The sequence below is a fragment of the Sulfitobacter sp. UBA1132 genome (assembly GCF_002311545.1).
In the GTDB taxonomy this organism is placed as follows: domain Bacteria; phylum Pseudomonadota; class Alphaproteobacteria; order Rhodobacterales; family Rhodobacteraceae; genus Sulfitobacter; species Sulfitobacter pontiacus.
Window position 1 is genome coordinate 220,644 of the sequence record NZ_DCAN01000006.1, and the last position, 19,245, is coordinate 239,888.

The 19,245-nt window shown below is 60.4% G+C and carries 18 protein-coding genes and 2 tRNA genes; 15 read left to right on the top strand and 5 right to left on the bottom strand.

Going from position 1 to position 19,245, the window contains the following annotated elements; all coding sequences use genetic code 11:
* Positions 1 to 89 precede the first annotated feature (89 nt).
* From sufC to B4F27_RS04915, 6 genes are all read left to right on the top strand, one after another.
* Positions 90 to 845 carry a Fe-S cluster assembly ATPase SufC gene (gene sufC, locus B4F27_RS04890; protein ID WP_005853235.1) on the top strand — a complete coding sequence of 252 codons (756 nt, stop codon included), beginning with the start codon at positions 90 to 92 and terminating at the stop codon, positions 843 to 845.
* Positions 845 to 2,128, top strand: a complete 1,284-nt coding sequence (gene sufD / locus B4F27_RS04895) for a Fe-S cluster assembly protein SufD (protein ID WP_286759021.1) — start codon at positions 845 to 847, stop codon at positions 2,126 to 2,128. Before sufC ends, sufD begins: the two co-directional genes overlap by 1 nt.
* Positions 2,128 to 2,613 (top strand): hypothetical protein, encoded by a 486-nt coding sequence (locus B4F27_RS04900; RefSeq protein WP_005853239.1) that lies wholly within the window; start codon positions 2,128 to 2,130, stop codon positions 2,611 to 2,613. Before sufD ends, B4F27_RS04900 begins: the two co-directional genes overlap by 1 nt.
* Complete coding sequence (locus B4F27_RS04905; protein WP_074635012.1) at positions 2,610 to 3,209, top strand: Yip1 family protein; 600 nt, start codon at positions 2,610 to 2,612, stop codon at positions 3,207 to 3,209. The genes B4F27_RS04900 and B4F27_RS04905 overlap by 4 nt, the downstream gene beginning before the upstream one ends.
* On the top strand, positions 3,202 to 4,422 hold the full coding sequence (locus B4F27_RS04910) for a cysteine desulfurase (protein ID WP_286759022.1): 1,221 nt from the start codon (positions 3,202 to 3,204) through the stop codon (positions 4,420 to 4,422). The genes B4F27_RS04905 and B4F27_RS04910 overlap by 8 nt, the downstream gene beginning before the upstream one ends.
* Positions 4,423 to 4,480: 58 nt before the next feature.
* Positions 4,481 to 4,557 (top strand) — tRNA-Arg (locus tag B4F27_RS04915).
* A gap of 40 nt (positions 4,558 to 4,597) precedes the next feature.
* On the opposite strand, the gene B4F27_RS04920 is transcribed toward B4F27_RS04915, so the two are convergent.
* The 4 genes from B4F27_RS04920 to B4F27_RS04935 form a co-directional block, all read right to left on the bottom strand.
* Positions 4,598 to 6,451: a sensor histidine kinase gene (locus B4F27_RS04920; RefSeq protein ID WP_286759023.1), complete on the bottom strand. Its 1,854-nt coding sequence runs from the start codon at positions 6,449 to 6,451 to the stop codon at positions 4,598 to 4,600.
* 274 nt (positions 6,452 to 6,725) lie between these two features.
* Entirely contained in the window at positions 6,726 to 7,802 is a 1,077-nt protein-coding gene (locus B4F27_RS04925) for a dihydropteroate synthase (RefSeq protein ID WP_074635009.1), read from the bottom strand.
* A 16-nt stretch (positions 7,803 to 7,818) separates the two neighbouring features.
* Positions 7,819 to 8,748, bottom strand: a complete 930-nt coding sequence (locus B4F27_RS04930) for a methylenetetrahydrofolate reductase (RefSeq protein WP_286759024.1) — start codon at positions 8,746 to 8,748, stop codon at positions 7,819 to 7,821.
* 48 nt (positions 8,749 to 8,796) lie between these two features.
* On the bottom strand, positions 8,797 to 9,093 hold the full coding sequence (locus B4F27_RS04935) for a virulence factor (RefSeq protein WP_064215753.1): 297 nt from the start codon (positions 9,091 to 9,093) through the stop codon (positions 8,797 to 8,799).
* Between the two features lie 261 nt (positions 9,094 to 9,354).
* Here B4F27_RS04935 and B4F27_RS04940 point away from each other — a divergent pair, with 261 nt between their 5' ends.
* From B4F27_RS04940 to B4F27_RS04980, 9 genes are all read left to right on the top strand, one after another.
* Positions 9,355 to 10,470: a Ppx/GppA phosphatase family protein gene (locus tag B4F27_RS04940; protein WP_005853251.1), complete on the top strand. Its 1,116-nt coding sequence runs from the start codon at positions 9,355 to 9,357 to the stop codon at positions 10,468 to 10,470.
* Entirely contained in the window at positions 10,470 to 11,258 is a 789-nt protein-coding gene (locus B4F27_RS04945) for an RlmE family RNA methyltransferase (protein WP_286759025.1), read from the top strand. The genes B4F27_RS04940 and B4F27_RS04945 overlap by 1 nt, the downstream gene beginning before the upstream one ends.
* 249 nt (positions 11,259 to 11,507) lie before the next feature.
* A complete protein-coding gene (locus B4F27_RS04950) occupies positions 11,508 to 14,369 on the top strand; it encodes a monovalent cation/H+ antiporter subunit A (RefSeq protein ID WP_286759026.1) in 2,862 nt (953 codons plus the stop codon).
* Between the two features lies 1 nt (position 14,370).
* On the top strand, positions 14,371 to 14,748 hold the full coding sequence (locus B4F27_RS04955; protein WP_237279098.1) for a Na+/H+ antiporter subunit C: 378 nt from the start codon (positions 14,371 to 14,373) through the stop codon (positions 14,746 to 14,748).
* Complete coding sequence (locus B4F27_RS04960; RefSeq protein ID WP_286759027.1) at positions 14,745 to 16,391, top strand: monovalent cation/H+ antiporter subunit D; 1,647 nt, start codon at positions 14,745 to 14,747, stop codon at positions 16,389 to 16,391. The genes B4F27_RS04955 and B4F27_RS04960 overlap by 4 nt, the downstream gene beginning before the upstream one ends.
* Position 16,392: 1 nt before the next feature.
* Entirely contained in the window at positions 16,393 to 16,884 is a 492-nt protein-coding gene (locus tag B4F27_RS04965; RefSeq protein ID WP_286759028.1) for a Na+/H+ antiporter subunit E, read from the top strand.
* A complete protein-coding gene (locus B4F27_RS04970; protein ID WP_005853262.1) occupies positions 16,881 to 17,150 on the top strand; it encodes a K+/H+ antiporter subunit F in 270 nt (89 codons plus the stop codon). The genes B4F27_RS04965 and B4F27_RS04970 overlap by 4 nt, the downstream gene beginning before the upstream one ends.
* Positions 17,143 to 17,502, top strand: a complete 360-nt coding sequence (locus B4F27_RS04975) for a Na+/H+ antiporter subunit G (RefSeq protein ID WP_064215750.1) — start codon at positions 17,143 to 17,145, stop codon at positions 17,500 to 17,502. Before B4F27_RS04970 ends, B4F27_RS04975 begins: the two co-directional genes overlap by 8 nt.
* A 186-nt stretch (positions 17,503 to 17,688) precedes the next feature.
* A tRNA-Asp gene (locus B4F27_RS04980) sits at positions 17,689 to 17,765 on the top strand.
* A 74-nt stretch (positions 17,766 to 17,839) separates the two neighbouring features.
* On the opposite strand, the gene B4F27_RS04985 is transcribed toward B4F27_RS04980, so the two are convergent.
* Positions 17,840 to 19,216 (bottom strand): M20/M25/M40 family metallo-hydrolase, encoded by a 1,377-nt coding sequence (locus tag B4F27_RS04985; protein WP_286759029.1) that lies wholly within the window; start codon positions 19,214 to 19,216, stop codon positions 17,840 to 17,842.
* Between the last annotated feature and the right edge of the window lie 29 nt (positions 19,217 to 19,245).

The window sequence follows — 19,245 nt, forward strand, 5'->3', positions numbered from 1 at the left end:
TCTTACACCGATGACGGCCCCGCGACGGGGTTTTCATTCACTCAATTCACTGTCATTGCAGCGCCAAAGCGCAAGAAAAGGAACCCATCATGCTGAGCATCAAAGGCCTGAAGGTCAAACTGGAAGAAGAAGACAAGCAAATCCTGAAGGGTGTCGATCTGGAAGTCGAAGCCGGTAAGGTTCACGCGATCATGGGGCCGAACGGGTCCGGTAAATCCACGCTGTCCTATGTGCTGTCCGGCAAAGACGGCTACGAGGTCACCGAAGGCTCCGCCCATCTGGGTGACATCGACCTGCTGGACCTCGAGCCAGAAGAGCGCGCGGCCGCTGGCCTGTTCCTCGCCTTTCAGTACCCCGTTGAAATCCCCGGCGTTGGCAACATGACTTTCCTGCGCACCGCTGTGAATGCGCAGCGCAAGGCCCGTGGCGAAGAAGAGATGTCTGCCGCGGAATTCCTCAAGGTTGTGCGTGCCCGCGCCAAAGAGCTGAAGATCGACGCCGACATGCTGAAGCGCCCCGTGAACATGGGCTTCTCGGGTGGTGAGAAGAAGCGTAACGAGATCTTGCAGATGGCGATGCTTGAGCCGAAAATGTGCATCCTCGACGAAACGGATTCCGGTCTGGACGTCGATGCGATGAAACTGGTCGCTGATGGCGTGAACGCGCTGCGCACCGAAGGCCGTGGTTTCCTTGTGATCACCCACTACCAGCGTCTGCTGGACCACATCAAACCCGATGTGGTGCACATCATGGCTGATGGCCGCATCATCAAGACCGGCGGCCCCGAGCTGGCGCTGGAAGTCGAGAACAACGGGTATGCCGACATCCTGTCCGAGGTGGCGTAATGGCCGAAGCAGCGACACAACAAACCCCGACCGAGGCGTTGATCGCCACGTTGGACCTGCCCCAAGGGGGCTGGTCCGATGCGGCACGCAAGGATGCGTTGTCCCGTCTGCAACAGGCAGGTCTGCCCGAGCGTCGTGACGAATACTGGAAATACACCCGCCCCGATACGCTGACCCAGCCGCAGGCGGTCTCTGCCGCGGTGCGCGCGTCGGAAGACGTGGCCCTGTTTGATCAGATCGACCGGCTGAAGCTGGTGTTCGTCGACGGTGTGTTCGATGCCGATGCGTCGGACGATCTGGCGCTTGAGGGCATCACCATCGAACGGCTGGCCCAAGCGGATGCCGACCTGCATTGGGCGCGTGATCTTTATGGGACGTTGGAAAAGAACGGCCAGACGCCTGTGGCACGCCCCTTGGCGGCGCTGAACACGGCCTTTGCTGCAGATGGTGTGCTGATCCATGTGACGGACAAAGTTTCGAAGCCGGTGAATATCGTTTATCGCCGGACCTCCGAGACAGCGGATGTCATGCTGCACCACGTCGTCAAGCTGGACGCCGGCGCTGAATTCACGCTGCTGGAGAACGGCCCCGTCGCCGCGCGCTTTAACGGTGTGCTTGAGGTCGAAATCGCGGATAATGCGTCTTTCCACCACGTGCGCGCCCAAGGCCGCGATCACGAACAACGTGCCGCGACGCACATCTTTACCCGTTTGGGGACTGAGTCCGCGTTCAAATCCTTTACGCTGACCGCCAATGGCGTGATGACGCGCAACGATTGCGTGATCGAGCTGACGGGTGACGATGCTGCGGCCCATGTGGCGGGGGCCTGTGTGGGCGACGGGGGGGATTTCCACCACGACGACACGGTGTTCATCACCCATGACGCGGTGAACTGCGAAAGCCGTCAGGTGTTCAAGAAGGTACTGCGCAACGGGGCGACCGGTGTGTTCCAAGGGAAGATCCTGGTCAAAGCCGGTGCGCAAAAGACCGATGGCTACCAGATCAGCCAGTCGTTGCTGCTGGACGAAGACAGCCAGTTCCTTGCCAAGCCAGAGCTTGAGATCTACGCCGATGACGTGGCCTGTTCGCACGGCTCCACTTCGGGGGCGATCGACGAGGACGCGCTGTTCTATCTCCGCTCGCGCGGTGTGCCACATAACGTCGCGACGGATCTGCTGACCTTGTCCTTCCTGGCCGAGGCCGTCGAAGAGATCGAGGACGAGACCCTGCGCGAAGAGATCACCGCACGGCTTGCCGCGTGGCTTGAGCGGCACGCAGCCTGATGGCGGCGACACGCGATATCGTGGCCAGCTACCGCAACCCCGCCGCCGTTGTGCGGCGGTTGTTGGGGCAGGGCCCGCGGGAGGATCGCAACCTGGTCTATCTGATGGTCGCGTGTCTCATCTTTTTCGTGGCCCAGACCCCGCGTCTGGCCCGCGAAGCCCATGTCAACGGCACCGAGCTTGACATGCTGCTGGGGGCGACCCTGCTGGCATGGCTGTTCATCGCGCCGTTGATTTTCTACATGCTGGCGGCGGGGACGCAGATCATCCTTAGGGTGATGCGCGGCCGCCCCAGCGGCTATAGCACGCGTCTGGCGCTTTTCTGGGCCTTGCTGGCGTCCAGCCCGCTTGTGCTGTTGCACGGGCTGACGGCAGGGTTCGTCGGCGAAGGGATCGAATTGCGCATCGTCGGTCTGGTCTGGCTTTGCGTGTTTTTATGGTTTTGGATCAGCGGGTTGCTGGTCGCATATCGGACACGCTCATGAATGCCCCTGATACAAGATCGGTTCTGACCGAGCTGGTCGTGCTCAGCCTGCGTGACCCGCGTGCTGCCGCGAACCAGATCATGGGATGGCAGCTCGGGCGGGACGTGCTGTGGACCGCGCTGGCGCTGGCAGCGGCGATCAACACGTTGATCTTCTCGGTCAGTCTGGTGCTGCAACCGACGCCCGCGATGCCTGCGTTCTTTACCAGTCCGCTGGCGATGTTTGTCCTGCTCTCGGGCGTCCTGGTGATCACGACCCACGGGCTTTACTGGGCCGGGCGTGCGCTTGGGGGCGAAGGCGACCTTGGCGATGTGCTGGCACTGGTGGTGTTCTTGCAGATCCTGCGCATCATCGCGCAGGTGGCGATTTTCCTGCTGATGTTCATCTCTCCGGGGGTGTCGGTGCTGGCATCCTTGGCGACGGGCCTTATCGGGCTTTGGATATTGGTCAACTTCGTCGCCGCCGCCTTTAACTTTACCGGACTGGGCAAGGCTGTCGGCGTTTTGCTGATTTCTATGGCGGCCATCGTTCTGGGGCTTAGCCTGCTTCTCTCTATCGTGGGCGTTGCCGCCCAAGGAGTGCTTCTTGATGTATGACGTAAACGCCATCCGCAGCGACTTTCCGATCCTGTCGCGCGAGGTGAACGGCAAGCCGCTGGTCTATCTCGACAATGGGGCCTCGGCCCAAAAGCCGCAGGTCGTGATTGATGCGATCAGCCGCTCATACAGCCATGAATATTCCAATGTTCACCGCGGCTTGCACTATCTTTCTAATCTGGCAACCGATCAGTATGAATCCGTGCGTGGCACTGTGGCGCGGTTCCTGAATGCCGGAAACGAGGATCACATCGTCTTTACCTCCGGCACGACAGAGGGGATCAATCTGGTCGCTTACGGTTGGGCCATGCCGAACCTGCAGGCGGGGGACGAGATCATCCTGTCGGTGATGGAGCATCACGCCAATATCGTGCCGTGGCATTTCCTGCGCGAGCGTCAGGGTGTTGTGATCAAATGGGTCGATGTCGACGCCGCTGGCGCGCTTGATCCGCAAGCCGTGATCGACGCCATCACCCCCAAGACCAAGCTCATTGCCGTGACGCAGGTGTCGAATGTTCTGGGCACGGTGGTGGACGTCAAGGCGATCACCGCAGGGGCTCATGCCAAAGGCGTGCCCGTCTTGGTTGACGGGTCGCAGGCGGCGGTGCACATGCCTGTGGACGTGCAGGATATCGGCTGCGATTTCTACGCGATCACGGGTCACAAGCTTTATGGTCCCTCGGGGTCCGGCGCGATCTATATCAACCCTGATCGCATGGCCGAGATGCGCCCGTTTCTGGGTGGCGGCGATATGATCCGCGAGGTCACCAAAGACGGCATCACCTATAACGATGCCCCGATGAAGTTCGAGGCGGGCACTCCCGGCATCGTGCAGACCATCGGCATGGGCGTGGCGCTGGACTATATGATGAACATCGGGATGCAGAATATTGCCGCCCATGAGGCATCCTTGCGCGATTATGCCGTGTCGCGCCTGTCGGGGCTGAACTGGGTGCAGGTGCAGGGCACCACGCCGGACAAGGCCGCGATCTTTAGCTTTACGCTGGACGGGGCGGCGCATGCGCATGATATCTCTACCATTCTTGATAAAAAGGGCGTGGCGGTACGTGCGGGTCAGCATTGTTGCGGGCCGCTGATGCAGCATCTGGGCCAGACCGCCACCTGCCGCGCGTCCTTCGGGATGTACAACACCAATGCCGAGATCGACACGCTGATCGAGGCGCTTGAACTGGCGCATGATTTGTTTGCGTGACCCAAGGCTGATTTTGTAATTGCAGGGGGCGGGTAGTCTGGCTATACCGCCCCTAGATGGACCCTTAGCTCAGCTGGATAGAGCGCTGCCCTCCGAAGGCAGAGGCCAGAGGTTCGAATCCTCTAGGGTCCGCCATCTTCCCTTGAATGAGCTATGTTTGTGTGGGGCTTCGCCCTCAGGCCTGCACGGCTTCTGGCGTGTCGCCAGTCGTTGCGGAGGTAGGGGTGTCGTCCGTATTGTCAGCGGCTGACAGGATCACGGCGGGCTGCCGTGCGGCGACGGTGGCAAATTCCATGTGGAAGGTCGTGCCTTCGCCGACAACGCTGTCGTAGAACAATTTTCCCGACATCTGCCGGGCCAGCTGTTGCGAGATATGGAGCCCCAGACCGGACCCCTGTGTCGCATATTGCCCGCCGTTCTTGACCTGTTCAAAGCGGCCAAAGACCTGCCCCTCCATACCGTCGGGGATGCCGCGGCCGCTGTCCTTGATCGACAGGCGCACATGGCCGTTGCGGATAGACAGGCTGCCTTCAACGGTGCTGCCTTGTTCAGAGAATTTGATGGCGTTGGACACGAGGTTGTCGATGATCTGGCGGAGGGCAAAGGCGTCACCGGTGATCGTTGCGGTTTGATCACCTTTCGGCAGCACGAGGTCGATCTTCTGCTCGGCGGCGAACATCTTGTTCTCTTCCAGGCTTTCTTTCAGTAGCGCCCCCAGATCGACCGGCAGCGCGTCCAGCGACAGCGCGTCTACGTCGATCTTTTGCGCCAGCAGGATGTTATCGACCAGACGGGACAGACGCATCCCGTTGCGCTGCGCAATTTCGAGGGGGGAGCGGATGCGCGCGTCGATCTCGCCCAAACGCCCGCTAAGCGCCAGCGCCAGCCCCCCCTTGAGCGAGGTAAGCGGCGTGCGCAGCTCGTGGCTGACGACAGAGATGAATTCATCCTTGGCGCGGTTGGCTTCGTCGGCGCGCAGCAGCGCGTCTTCAAGGGCGCGGGTGATGACGATACGGTCGGTGATATCGACCAGCGTGATGCTCCACCCCAGAATGGCACCGTTCGGATCCAACGGGCTTTCGATTTCCTGGATACGTGGGTCATAGATGCGCTGTTCGATGGTCAGGGAAGCGTCCGTCGTGCGGGGGCTGCGGGTGTCGATCTTGGCCAACAGGGCGTTAGCTTCGGCTTCCGACAGGTTGCACAACCCGCTGCGTTTCGCGGCAGAGTTCATCAGCGCGACACGGCGGTTGTTGTCGATCAGGATCACCGGTTCGCTGGTCGTATTGAACAGGATCGACTGCCCGATCGACGCCATATCCATCGTCTTGTTTGTCAGCAGCATGAAGGTAAAGGCCAGGATACCGACGGTGAACATAAACGCCGTCGGGTCCAGCCCGAAGACGGTAAAGCCGAACAGCACATAAGACGCATTGGCGGTCAACGGGGTGATCGTGACCACCGCCAGCATCGTCAGCAGCGGCCAGGCAGAGCGGCGCGAACGGGCGAAGGCCTTGATCAGCGCATAGAAGGTCGCGGCGACAAAGCTGTATAGCAGCACCGTTATCGCAAAGAACCCCGGCCCGTGGATATAGGTGATCTGCCGGTCACCGGGCAGGATGGCAGTCTCGGCGGTATAGACCAGCTGGTGCATCGCGTTTGTCGCGGCAAAGACAAAGCAGCCCACGGGCACCAGCACCAGCGCGGCCACCACACGCTTTTTCGACAGCCATTCGGCCTGATGCACATAGGCGAAGACAAAGAAGCACCACGCCACAGGTACCAGCGCATTGCCCAGCCATGCGACGACGGCCATGTCGAACTGGCAGGCAAAGGACGGGGTGGAGGCTTCGGCCCCGACGGTGATCAGGGTCCAGATCATGGCGATGAAGGTCAGGCCGTAGAACCGCTTGCCGTGGAAGTGCTGGTATTTCAGCATGCAGACCATAACGACCGCGGCGACAGCGCTCACGCTTGCGGCAGCCCAGAACACGGGCTGCATAGCTACACCTTCAAAGCACGTTGTCATTCATTCACCCACGGACTGCGTCTTTGCAAAGCAATCTAGGCATACGGATGTGTTGAAACTTTGACAGAAGTTAGACAGCAGGCCCGTGCGTTCGGGGCCGTCGTTCTATGTCAAAGACAATACAAGGCATAGTATAGCTTTGCGCCGTGATCATGCGTGTGTGGGATGTGGGGTCAAGCGCTGGACGGGTTAAACACTGGCCTGAACACAAAAGAAATCCCCGCAAAACCGTGGTTTGCGGGGATTTTGACCTTGGGGGTAGGGAGAATCCCCATTACCGGCGGCGGCCACCCTTGCGGCCGGCGCGACCACGCCCTTCTTGACCGGCCTTGGGCGCGACCTTGTTGAACTTGATCCATTCGGTGCCGTGAGGGTCGCGGTCGAACAGGAAGTTGGCGGCGCGGATCGCCTCCATCTCTTTGCCGGGGGTGGGTTTGGTCGATCCCATCCCGAAGAGCGTCACAAAGGTTTCGTCGTCGATCTCGTCCGGCAGGATAATGCCCGCCGTCACCAGTTCGGCCTTCTTCTCGGCAATCTTGGTCTGGTTCACGGGCAGGGTGATCGGGTTCATGATCGCCGAGGTCATGCCAGCGCCCATTGCCATCGGCAGGAAAGCGTTGTTGATGCCGTGACGGTTGGGCAGGCCAAAACTGATGTTGGAGGCACCGCAGGTCGTGTTCACGCCCAGTTCCTCGCGCAGACGGCGCACAAGGGTAAAGACCTGATGCCCCGCCGTCGCCATCGCGCCGATGGGCATGACCAGCGGGTCGACCACGATATCATGGGCCGGAATACCGAAGTCGGCCGCGCGCTCTACGATCTTCTTGGCAACGTCGAAACGCACGTCGGGATCTTCGGAAATGCCCGTGTCGTCGTTCGAGATCGCAACCACAGGCACGTTGTATTTCTTGACCAGTGGCAGCACGAGCTCCAGCCGCTCTTCCTCGCCCGTGACCGAGTTCAGCAGCGGGCGACCCTCGCAGGCCTCTAGACCCGCTTCCAGCGCACCGGGGACCGAGCTGTCGATGCACAGCGGGATGTCGACGACGTTTTGCACGACGCGGATCAGTTCGGGCATCAGCATCGGTTCGACAAAGTTATTATCCGCATAGCGGGCGTCTTCGGCCATCTTGTTCGAGAAAACGGCACCCGAGTTCACGTCCAGAATATTCGCGCCCGCCGCGGCTTGCGCAATGGCATCCGCCTCGACGCGGCTGAAATCGCCACGCTCCAGCTCTTCGGCGAGGATCTTGCGGCCGGTGGGGTTGATACGTTCCCCGATCACGCAGAAGGGCTCGTCAAAGCCGATGATCGCTGTTTTTGTTTTGGATTCGACGACAGTTCTGGTCATGGTGTTCAGTCTTTCCTTAGACGGAGTTGGCTGGTTGAGCAGCGGGTCCGCCATTTTCAATGGCCCAATTGGCATTCGTCTTGATCCCACCCAGCGGGAAGAAATGCACATGGGTAATGTTGAAATCTGGGTTGGCGGCTTTGTGGGCAGCCAGTTCGGTGATCACATCTGTCGGCTCGTAGGGCAACAGCAGTTTGGTGACATCCATCGCGCGCTTTTGCAGCACCTTCAGCGAAGGGCCGACCCCGCAGGCGATGGCGAATTTGATCAGGGTTTGCAGCTTGGCGGGGCCTGCAATGCCGATGTGGATCGGCAGGTCGATGCCCGCGTGTTTCAGGCTATCGGCCCATTCGATGATCGGCTGTGCCTCGAATGCGAATTGAGTGGCGATGGCCATCTTCGCGTCCGTCCGTTCGGAAAACCCCTGCTTCCAGCGCAGCGCATCATCCACCCGCAGACGTGATCCATCGGTGTCGATGTCGCGGTTGCCCTCGGGGTGGCCCGCGATGTGCAGACGCTCAAACCCGTGTTTGTCAAACAGGCCCGTGTCCATCAGCTGCATGGAGTCGCTGAAATCGCCGTGGGGCGTTGTGACGCCGCCTGCCAACAGCAAGGCTTGGCGTACGTCAGCCTCGCCCTGATACATGGCGATCCAGTTTTCCAGCGTGGCACGATCCTTGATGATGCGGGCAGGGAAGTGCGGCATAACCTTGTAGCCGTCGGCATTGAGCCGCGCGGCGGTGGCGACCATGTCTTCGATCGGGGTGCCATCGATATGCGCGATATAGACCCGTGTTCCCTCGGGCAGCAGATCGCGGAAGTCTTCGACCTTTTCCGCCGTGCGGGGCATCACCTCGATCGAGTAGTCGCGCAAAAAGGAAGCGACCTCGGGGGTAGGCAGATCAGACACGGGGGCTTCTTTGCGCCGGAAGTTCAAAAGGGACATGAGCATTTCTTTCATGAGGGGATCAACTTTTGCACCGGCAACGGGCGGTCAGGCCCAGCCGTCATTGGCAATCAGCGTCTTGATGCGGTCACGGTCGAACTCTGCGTCGATGCGCGCGACCTCTGCATCGGCCACGGCGTCGGCTTCGCCGTCGACCGTATAGGGATCGGCCTTGCGCCATTCGGCCAGATAGGCATCGCTGTCATCCGCGCCGATTTTCATCGCGGCACGGTCGATGGCCTGTTCGAACCGTTCGGGCAGCGGACGCTTGGACCCGCGACGGCCTTTGCCGACGATGACCTGCGCAGGAATATCACGCCAATAGACGATGGTAACTTCGGGCATGATTGATTCCTCTGCTGTGCTTGTTTTTCTTAGCGGCTGTTGATCTGTCCCCGTCGCCGTTTTTCGACATTCAGAACGGCGTCTGCGACGTGGTCACATTACAGCGCGCAACCGCGACAGGCGAGGGGGGCGGGGCGTCATAATTCTCAAGATGGTTGTGAGGGCGACGATAAGCTTACGGTGCCGGATCTCTGGTTTCCCGCTTGCCCCTTGTCCGCAGAAACACTACCTTGGGGGCAACTCAATATGAAAGGCGCAATCATGGCGCCACAGCGTCCCAAAGGTGCGGGCGCGCTCGATGTACCGCCGGCTCTGAGCCCCGCGCCAGTTCCGCCCAGATCGACCGAACTTTATGCGGCCCTTGATCTGGGCACAAATAGTTGTCGCATGCTGATCGCACAGCCAAAAGGCAGCGGTTTCCATGTCGTCGATAGCTTCTCGAAGTCTGTCCAGCTTGGGGCAGGGCTTGAGAAAACCGGGCGATTGTCGCGCGGATCGATGACGCGTACCATTCAGGCATTGCGCATCTGCCAGCAAAAGCTGCGCCGCAACAAGGTGCGGCGGATGCGGCTTGTCGCGACCGAGGCATGCCGCCGTGCCGCCAACGGTGCGGAATTCATGCAGCGTATCCAGCGCGAGACAGGGCTCAAGCTTGATATTATCAAGCCCGAGGAAGAAGCGCAGCTTGCCGTGATTTCCTGCGCGCCGCTGGTAAACCGCAAGACCCACAACCTGCTGGTGGTGGACATTGGCGGCGGTTCGACCGAATTGGTCTGGATCGACATCTCGAAGGTGCCAAAGGCGGACCGTGCGCAATCCATCATGCGGCTGCATGGGGGCTTCCATCAGGCGAAAACGGACGTGCCCGCCGCGCGTGTGGTCGACTGGATCAGCGTGCCTCTGGGCGTGGCGACCTTGCGCGATCAATTCTCTGACGTGGAAGACGACGCCGCACGCTTTGCCTTGATGAGCTGGTTCTTCGAGGAGAACCTGACCGACTTCACCCCCTATCAGTCGATCCAGTCGCAGGACCATTTCCAGATTGTCGGCACCTCGGGCACGGTCACCACTGTTGCTGCCAGCCATTTGGGGCTAAAGCGCTACGACCGGACCAAGGTGGACGGGCTTCGCATGACCTCGGCGCAGATCGACAAGGTGATCCATTCCTATCTCGCGATGGGGCCGGGCGGGCGGCGTGCCGATCCGCGTATTGGGTTGGACCGTCAGGCGTTGATCATGTCGGGGGCCGCGATTTTGCAGGCGTTGATGCGGTGCTGGCCGACGGATAGATTAAGTGTTGCAGACCGTGGTCTGCGCGAGGGGCTGCTATATGCCCAGATGAGCGCGGATGGCGTTTTGGAAGAAGGATTAGGCTGATGGCGAAAACTCCGACAGGCAAGACGCCCACGGGCGGTGCGTCGGGCGGGAAGACCCCCACTGGCAAGAATACATCAGGGCGCGGCCAGCGTGACCTTAAGGTCAAGGTCAAGTCGGCCCGCGGGCGCAAGCTCAGCTCGACCCGTTGGTTGCAGCGCCAGTTGAACGATCCTTATGTCAAACGCGCCAACGCCGAAGGCTATCGCGGGCGCGCGGCATACAAGATCATGGAGCTGGACGACAAATACCGCTTTCTGGTGCCCGGTGCGCGTATCGTTGACCTAGGCGCGGCCCCTGGTGGCTGGTGTCAGGTCGCGGTCAAACGTTGCAATGTTCTGGGCGAGAAAAAGGGCAAGAATGTCGGGACCATTCTGGGGATCGACCTGCAAGAGATGGAGCCGATTGCAGGCTGCGAATTGCACCAGCTTGATTTCATGGAAGACGACGCGGACGAGATTGTTAAAGGCTGGCTGGGGGGCAAGGCCGATGTGGTGATGTCCGACATGGCGGCGTCAAGCTCGGGCCACAAACAGACCGACCACAACCGGATCATCGCGCTGTGCGAAGCCGCGGCCTATTTTGCTTTTGACGTACTTGAGGATGGCGGCACGTTTGTCGCGAAAGTGCTGGCCGGCGGGGCGGAGGGCGACTTGCAACAGCTCCTCAAACGTCGGTTTACCAAGGTCGCCAATATCAAACCCCCCGCCAGCCGGTCCGACAGTTCCGAGAAATTCGTGGTCGCCACCGGTTTCAAAGGGGCGCTACCCGAAGACCAGGAGAATCTGTAGGCCCCGCACCGCCTCAAGGCGCGCGGAATTATCAAATGTGATGCGGCAGTTAGACGACTGCCGCATTTTTTTGTGCGGCGGATGCGGTTGCTCTCTTACATATTCGTGAAATGGCCCTAAATTGGATCATCGCGCCGCGGCAAAGTTCAATTGCTGCGACAAGAAGCCCTCATAAATCCGTATTTTTCCATCGCAATTTGCGAAAAGAGGGCTGGTCGTTTTGGCGCGGCTCATGACATAGTTGCGGCCATGTCTTTGTTCCTGATTATAGCCCTCCCGTTTCTTGGCGCCTTGCTGCCCGGCCTGATGTATCAGGCAGGCCGTCAAAGCTGCTTTTTGGTGACCTTTCTGGTGACGGCCTGCGCCGCGATCGGCCTTGCGACACATGCACCGGCCGTTCTTGCAGGCGAGGTCGTGACCGCCAGCCTCTCGTGGCTGCCGCAGCTGGGGTTGAACGTGAACCTGTTCCTCGACCCGCTGGGGCTGATGTTCGCGGGTCTGATCCTTGGCATCGGGATGCTGATTATCCTTTATGCGCGGTTCTATCTGTCGCGTGACGACAATATGGGCGCGTTCTTTACCTATCTGCTGCTGTTCCAAGGTGCGATGGTCGGGATTGTTCTGTCGGATAACATCTTGATGTTGCTCATTTTCTGGGAGCTGACGTCGCTGTCGTCCTTCCTGCTGATCGGGTTCTGGAAGCATCTGCCCGAAGGGCGTCAGGGCGCGCGGATGGCGTTGACCGTGACGGGGATGGGCGGTCTGGCGATGATCGGTGGCATGCTGCTGTTGGGGCAGATCGTAGGCAGCTATGACCTGACCGTGATCCTCGAGAACCGCGAGCTTATCCAAGCGTCGCCGCTGTATCTGCCTGCGCTGATCCTGATCCTGCTGGGCTGTTTCACCAAATCCGCGCAGTTCCCTTTCCACTTCTGGCTGCCGCACGCGATGGCGGCCCCGACGCCGGTGTCGGCCTATCTGCACTCTGCCACGATGGTGAAGGCGGGGCTGTTCCTGATGGCGCGCATGTGGCCGGTGCTGTCGGGCACTGAAATCTGGATCGTGCTGGTCTGCTCTGCCGGGTTGATCACGATGGTGCTTGGCGCGCTAATCGCGATTTTCAAAAACGACCTCAAGGCGCTGCTGGCATTTTCCACCGTGTCGCATCTGGGGCTGATCACCTTCCTGCTGGGCACGGGCACCTCCTTTGGGGCGATGGCGGCGGTGTTCCACATTCTGAACCACGCGAGCTTTAAGGCGGCCTTGTTCATGAGCGCGGGCATCGTGGATCATGCGGTCCACACCCGCGATATGACCCGACTGGGGGGCTTGCGCCGTCTGATGCCGATCACCTTCGCGATTGCCACGTTGGCCGCATTGTCGATGGCGGGTATTCCACTGCTCAACGGGTTCCTGTCCAAAGAGATGATGCTGGAAGAGGCGCTGCACACCACGCTGTTCGGCTCGCCCTATCTGGTGGCGGCAGTGGCGACGCTCGGCGCGCTTTTCTCGGCCGCGTATAGCTTCCGGTTTATTGCGCATACCTTCTTGGGCAAAGAGCGGAACGATTACCCCGCCAAACCCCACGACCCCGAGTTTGGCCTGTGGATTTCCCCCGCCTTGCTGATCATCCCCGTGATCGTGATCGGTGTGGCACCGTTCCTGGCTGAACCCTTTGTGCGCACCGTGACCCAAGCTGTCATCGGCTCTGCCGCCGAGATGCCAAGCGCGCATATCAAGCTGTGGCACGGCTTCGTGCCCGCCCTCGGCATGTCGGCGATTGCTGTGGTGGGTGGTTTGCTGCTGCTCGCCGCCTTCGGCCCGCTGGCGCGTCTTTGGGCCGCCACACCGCGCCCCGAGGCCAAGGACATCTTTGACCGTATCATCGCCGCGGCCGTGGGTCTTGCCAGTCTGGTATCGGAGCGGCTGCACAACGGGTCCTTTACCCGCTACGCTGCCGTCTTCGTGACCGCCGTCGTCGCCATCGGGGCGCATGCGTGGTTTACCGGCACCGATGGCGCCCCCGCGCGCGCGATGCTGCCCATCACACCCGTCGGCTTTGCCGGTTGGCTGATGCTGATGATCGCGACGGGTTTCCTTGTGACGGTACATCGCAACCGTCTGGCGGTTCTGATCCTGATGGGGATCATCGGCTTGATGGTATCGGTCGGGTTCAACTATTTCTCGGCCCCGGATCTGGCGCTCACGCAGATCTCGGTCGAGGTGGTGACGATTGTCCTGTTGCTGCTGGCGCTCAACTTCATGCCCAACAGCACGCCTAAGGAAAGCACCATTCTGCACCGCAGCCGCGATATCGTGGTATCGGTCGTGGCAGGGCTGGCGGCAGCCGGCTTGATCTATTCGATCCTGATGTCGGATTTCCCGATTGCCTCTATCGCGGACTACCACCTTGCCAATTCCTACAAAGGCGGCGGCGGCACCAATGTGGTCAACGTGATCCTCGTGGATTTCCGCGGCTTCGACACCTTTGGCGAGATCATCGTTCTGGGGATCGCCGCGCTGGTGATCTATGCCCTGACAGAGGCGCTGATGTCCGGCCCTGTGCGCGCGCGTCTGCTGAACCGTGGCTATGAGGAAGAGCGCGCGGGCGATGCGCATCCGCTGATGATGGTGGTGCTGACACGCGTGTTGATGCCTGTCGTTCTGCTGGTCGGTGTCTATATCTTCCTGCGCGGTCACAACGAACCGGGCGGTGGTTTTGTCGCCGGTCTGGTGGTCGCGATCGCGGTCGTGATGCAATATATGGCCAGCGGCTTTGCCTGGGCGGACAAGCGCCAGCGCTATCATTACCACGGGATCATCGGGGCAGGGGTGCTTTGCGCTGGTCTGACCGGTATCGGTGCGTGGTTTGCCGGTGCGCCGTTCCTGTCCTCTGCCTTTGGCTACTTCCGCATCCCCCCGATGGAGAAATTCGAGCTCGCCACCGCTATGGGCTTTGACCTTGGGGTCTTCCTCGCTGTTGTCGGCGCGGTGATGCTGTCGCTGGAAAGTTTCTCGCGCTTGGGCCGTCGCGCCGGCATCGAGGAAAGCGAACATGCAATGGATATCGACCCGTCACGGGATGAACCGAAAACCGAGACGGAGACCTGATATGGAGCTTTTAGTCGCGTCCGCCATTGGCGTTCTCACTGCTGCCGGGATCTATTTGATCCTGCGCCTGCGTACCTTTCCCGTGATCATCGGCACCTCGCTGATCAGCTATGCGGTCAATGTGTTCCTGTTCGCCTCTGGGCGGCTGGCGTTGAACGCCCCGCCGATCCTGCGCGACGGGGTCGAGGTCTATACCGATCCGCTGCCCCAAGCGCTGGTGCTGACGGCGATCGTGATCTCCTTTGGGATGACAGCCGTGGTCGTGATGATCGCGGTCGGGTCCTACCTCAGCGCGGGCGATGATCTGGTCAACGAACCCGACACGCTGGCCAAGGCCGATACCGCAGAACCCTCCCCACGCGGAGGAGGCCCAGCATGACCCATTGGCTTATTCTTCCGATCGTTCTGCCAGCCATGCTGGCGGCGTTCATGGTGCTGGCCGCGCGCTATCACCTGCTGATCCAACGGGTGCTGTCCGTTACGGGCACACTGGGACTGCTGGCACTGGCGCTTGGGCTGTTCTGGCAAGCCTCCGACGGGACGGTCAGCCTGTACCAGCTTGGCAACTGGGCGGCACCTTTCGGTATCGTGCTGGTCGCGGATCGTCTGTCGACGCTCATGGTCCTGCTGACCTGTGTGCTGGCCGTGCCGGTGCTGCTTTATGCGATCGGGTCGGGCTGGGATAACCGCGGGCGGCATTTTCATCCGCTGTTCCAATTCCAGCTTATGGGCATTCTCGGGGCCTTCCTGACCGGTGACGCCTTCAACCTGTTTGTTTTCTTCGAAGTGTTGTTGATCGCCTCTTACGGGTTGATGATCCACGCGGGCGGGCAACGGCGTCTGCGCGCGGGGACGCAATATGTGCTGTATAACCTGCTGGGCTCGACCCTGTTCCTCTTTGCCCTTGGTACGATCTATGCCGAGACAGGCACGCTGAACATGGCCGATCTGGCGATGCGTGTGGCGACGTTGGATGCGGGCGATGGTGCGGGTATTCGCGTCGCGGCGGTGCTGTTGTTGCTGGTCTTTGCGGTCAAGGCCGCGATCCTGCCGCTGCATTTCTGGCTGCCCGCCAGCTATAGCGAGGCACCGGCCCCCGTGGCTGCGCTGTTCGCGATCATGACCAAGGTCGGGGCCTATTGTATCATCCGTTTCTACACGCTGGTTTTCCCCCCCGATCTTGAGATCACGCAGGGGCTGTTTGATGTCTGGCTGATGCCTGCCGCGTTGCTGACCGTCGCACTTGGTATGGCGGGCGTGTTGGGGGCCAAAAGAGCCGACCGCATGGTCGCGTTCTCGGTGATCGGGTCGATGGGCATGCTGCTGGCTGCCGTGTCGGTCTTTACCCCCGCCGGAATTTCCGCCGCCCTTTATTATGCGATCCATTCCACCTTTGCCGCCGCAGCATTGTTCTTGCTGATCGACGTGATCCGCACCCGTCGCGGCACGGCCGAGGTGTCCTTTGTCGATGCGCCGCCGCTGGCAGGTGGGGCGCTTGTCGCGGGTATGTTCTTTGTCGCGGCGATTGCCATGACCGGTCTGCCGCCGCTCTCGGGCTTTCTGGGCAAACTGCTGATCCTTGACGCGGCACGCAGCGCTGACCTGATGTGGTGGGTCTGGGGTGTGATCCTTGTCGGGTCGCTGATCGCGGTTGTTGGTTTCTCCCGCGCGGGGAGCCAGATTTTCTGGAAAGCGCACCAGTCCGCCCCAGAACCTGCCGAGGGTGATGAGGCGCCGGTTGTTGCCGAGGGGCAGGGCGTCTTGCCGATGGTGGCCATTGGCGGGTTGCTCGCCCTGCTTGTCGCGCTGACCGTTGCGGCGGGGCCCATGACCCGCGTGCTGAATGCGACCGCTGCCCAGTTGTTTAGCCCCGAACGCTATCTTGCGGTGGTCCTGACCACGCCGGGTAAAGAGATCACGGACCATCACGCAGAGGATGACCACGGCGATGCCGAAGGATCAGCCGATGCGACAGAGGACCACGGCGCAGAGGATGCCGCCGCACCAGAAAAGGATCACTGATATGTTGTCCCGACTGCTTCCGCACCCGATGCTGACGGCGATCCTCGCGATTGCCTGGTGTCTGCTGGTCAATGAAATCAAGCTTGGCACAATTGTCTTTGGTGTCATTCTGGGGCTGCTGATCCCGATTGCCACCGCGGCCTATTGGCCTGACCGCCCGCCGGTCGCGAAACCGGTCAAGCTTCTGGGCTATCTGATCATGGTCATGTGGGATATTCTGGTCGCCAACGTCGTGGTCGCGATGATCGTCCTGTTCAAGTCCAACAAGAACATGCGCCCCGCCTGGGTCGTCATCCCGCTAGAGCTGCGCACTCCCGAGGCGATCACCCTGCTGGCGGGAACAATCACCCTGACGCCCGGAACAGTGTCGGCGGATGTGTCCGAAGACGGGAAAGCCTTGCTGGTCCATGCGCTGGATGCAGAAAACCCCGACGAGGTGCGTGACGATATCAAACAGCGCTACGAGCGTCGCCTGAAGGAGATTTTCGAATGATTCTGATTGCATTGAATATCGCCTTTGTCGCTGTCGCGGTCTCGCAGCTTCTGGCGATGCTGCGGTTGTTGAAAGGCCCCAATACCGGCGACCGTATCCTGTCGCTGGATACGATGGTGGTGAATGCGATTGCCCTGATCATCCTGCTGGGGATGCGTTTGGGCACCGACATCTATTTTGAAAGTGCGATGATCTTTGCCATGCTTGGCTTTGTGTCGACCGTGGCCATCGCGCGCTTTGTACTGCGAGGTGATATCATTGAGTGATCTACCGCTAATCCCCGAAATCATCATCTCGGCCCTGCTGATCGTGGGCGGGTTCTTTACCCTTGTCGGTTCCATCGGTCTGATCAAGCTCGACAACTGCATGTCCCGTCTGCACGCGCCGACCAAAGCATCGACACTAGGCGTGGGGTCGCTGCTGATGGCGGCGATGATCTATTCCTTCGCCTCCGGCACAGGGTCCCTGCACGAGATTCTGGTAATGGCATTCTTGTTCGTCACAGCCCCCATCACCGGCAATTTCATCGCCAAGGTGAATTTGCACAGGCTGCATCAGACCAAGGATATGCCGCCAGCGCCCAGTGATCACGTCTGGGGCACATACTCCGATAAATAAGCCAAACCCGCGCATCAAAGCGCGGGTTTTTTCTTGGGCGCGAGGTAGGTCGGGCAGGGAGTCTGACGGCGGATCAAAGAAAATTTCAATTTTCCTGCCGATCCATGCAAAACCCCGCTTGACGCCATCGCGAGCAAACCCTATCACCACCAAACGCTTCGACGGCAACGACGAAGTACGCAGTGGGCGGTTGTAGCTCAGTTGGTTAGAGTACCGGCCTGTCACGCCGGGGGTCGCGGGTTCGAGCCCCGTCAACCGCGCCACTTCTCCCTTTTTAGATTTATGATTTACCTCGTCCTAAAAAGGGAAAAGCGGGCCGTTAGGCCCGCCCGTTTGCTTACGTCATCGCATCCAGAATACGTGCCCAGCTTCGGATTCCCTTGTGGAAGCTTTCGAGGTCGTATTTCTCGTTCGGGGAGTGGATGGCGTCGTCGTCTTTGCCGAATCCGATCAGCACCGGTGTGGTATCCAGAATTTTCTGGAAATGCCCCGCAATGGGAATCGATCCGCCACAGCCGACATAGGCGGCGGGAACGTTCCATTCATCGGTCAGCGCTTTGCGGGCATCTTCGAATGCGGGGGCAGTGGTCTCGAAGACCGATCCTTGGCTCGACCCGTGGGCGTGGAACGTCGCTTCGCAGTCCTCGGGCATCATTTCGGTTACCATCTTGCGAAAGCTTTCGCGGATGACGTGAGGGTCCTGGGTGCCCACCAGACGGAAGCTGATCTTGGCGTGGGCCTGCGAGGGCAGCACGGTCTTGAAACCGGCACCTGTGTATCCGCTCCACATGCCGTTGACCTCGCAAGTGGGGCGCGACCAGATCATCTCGATCGGCATGCGGTCCTGTTCGCCGGCGGGTTTCGACAGGCCCACATCGCCAAGGAAACTGTCATGATCAAAGGCAAGCCCTTGCCACTGCGCCTGAATATCGTCGGGCAGTTCTGGCACGCCGTCATAGAAACCGGGCACCGTGATGCGGCCCGTGTCATCGTGCAGGGAGGCAATGACCTTGGACAGGACGCGCGCGGGGTTCATCGACACGCCGCCGTACATGCCAGAGTGCAGGTCAAGATCGGGGCCGGTGACGGTGACCTCTTCGCCCATCAAACCGCGCAGCATCGTCACGATCGACGGCACCTTGGACTGGAACATGCCCGTGTCGCAGATCATCGCGTAATCGGCGCGTAGCTCGTCGGCATTCTCTTCCATAAAGGGCACCAGCGACGGGGAGCCTGATTCTTCCTCGCCCTCGAAGAAGAAGGTCATACGGCAGGGGAAATCGCCCTTGACCGCTTTCCACGCGCGCAGCGCCTCGACAAAGGTCATCAGCTGGCCCTTGTCATCTGCAGCACCGCGCCCACGGATCACGCGGCCTTTTGCGGTGTCCTCGACCGCGGGGTCAAAGGGATCGCGGTGCCACAGGTTCAGCGGATCGACAGGCTGGACGTCATAGTGACCGTAGAACAGGATATGCGGCTTGTCGGCGGGGCCGTCCACATGGCCCACCACCATCGGGTGACCGGGGGTGGGGCGTTTGGTGGTCTTGATGCCGATGCTGTTCAGATCCTCGACCAGCCAATCGGCGGCGCGGTCGCAGTCTTCCTTGAACGCGGGGTCAGTCGAGATGGAGGGGATGCGCAGCAGATCGAGCAGCCGGTCGGTGGCCGCATCCAGATCATGATCGATCCGTGCCAATACGTCGGGTAGGGACATGGGGGTAAACCTTTCTGTCAGGGTGAAGA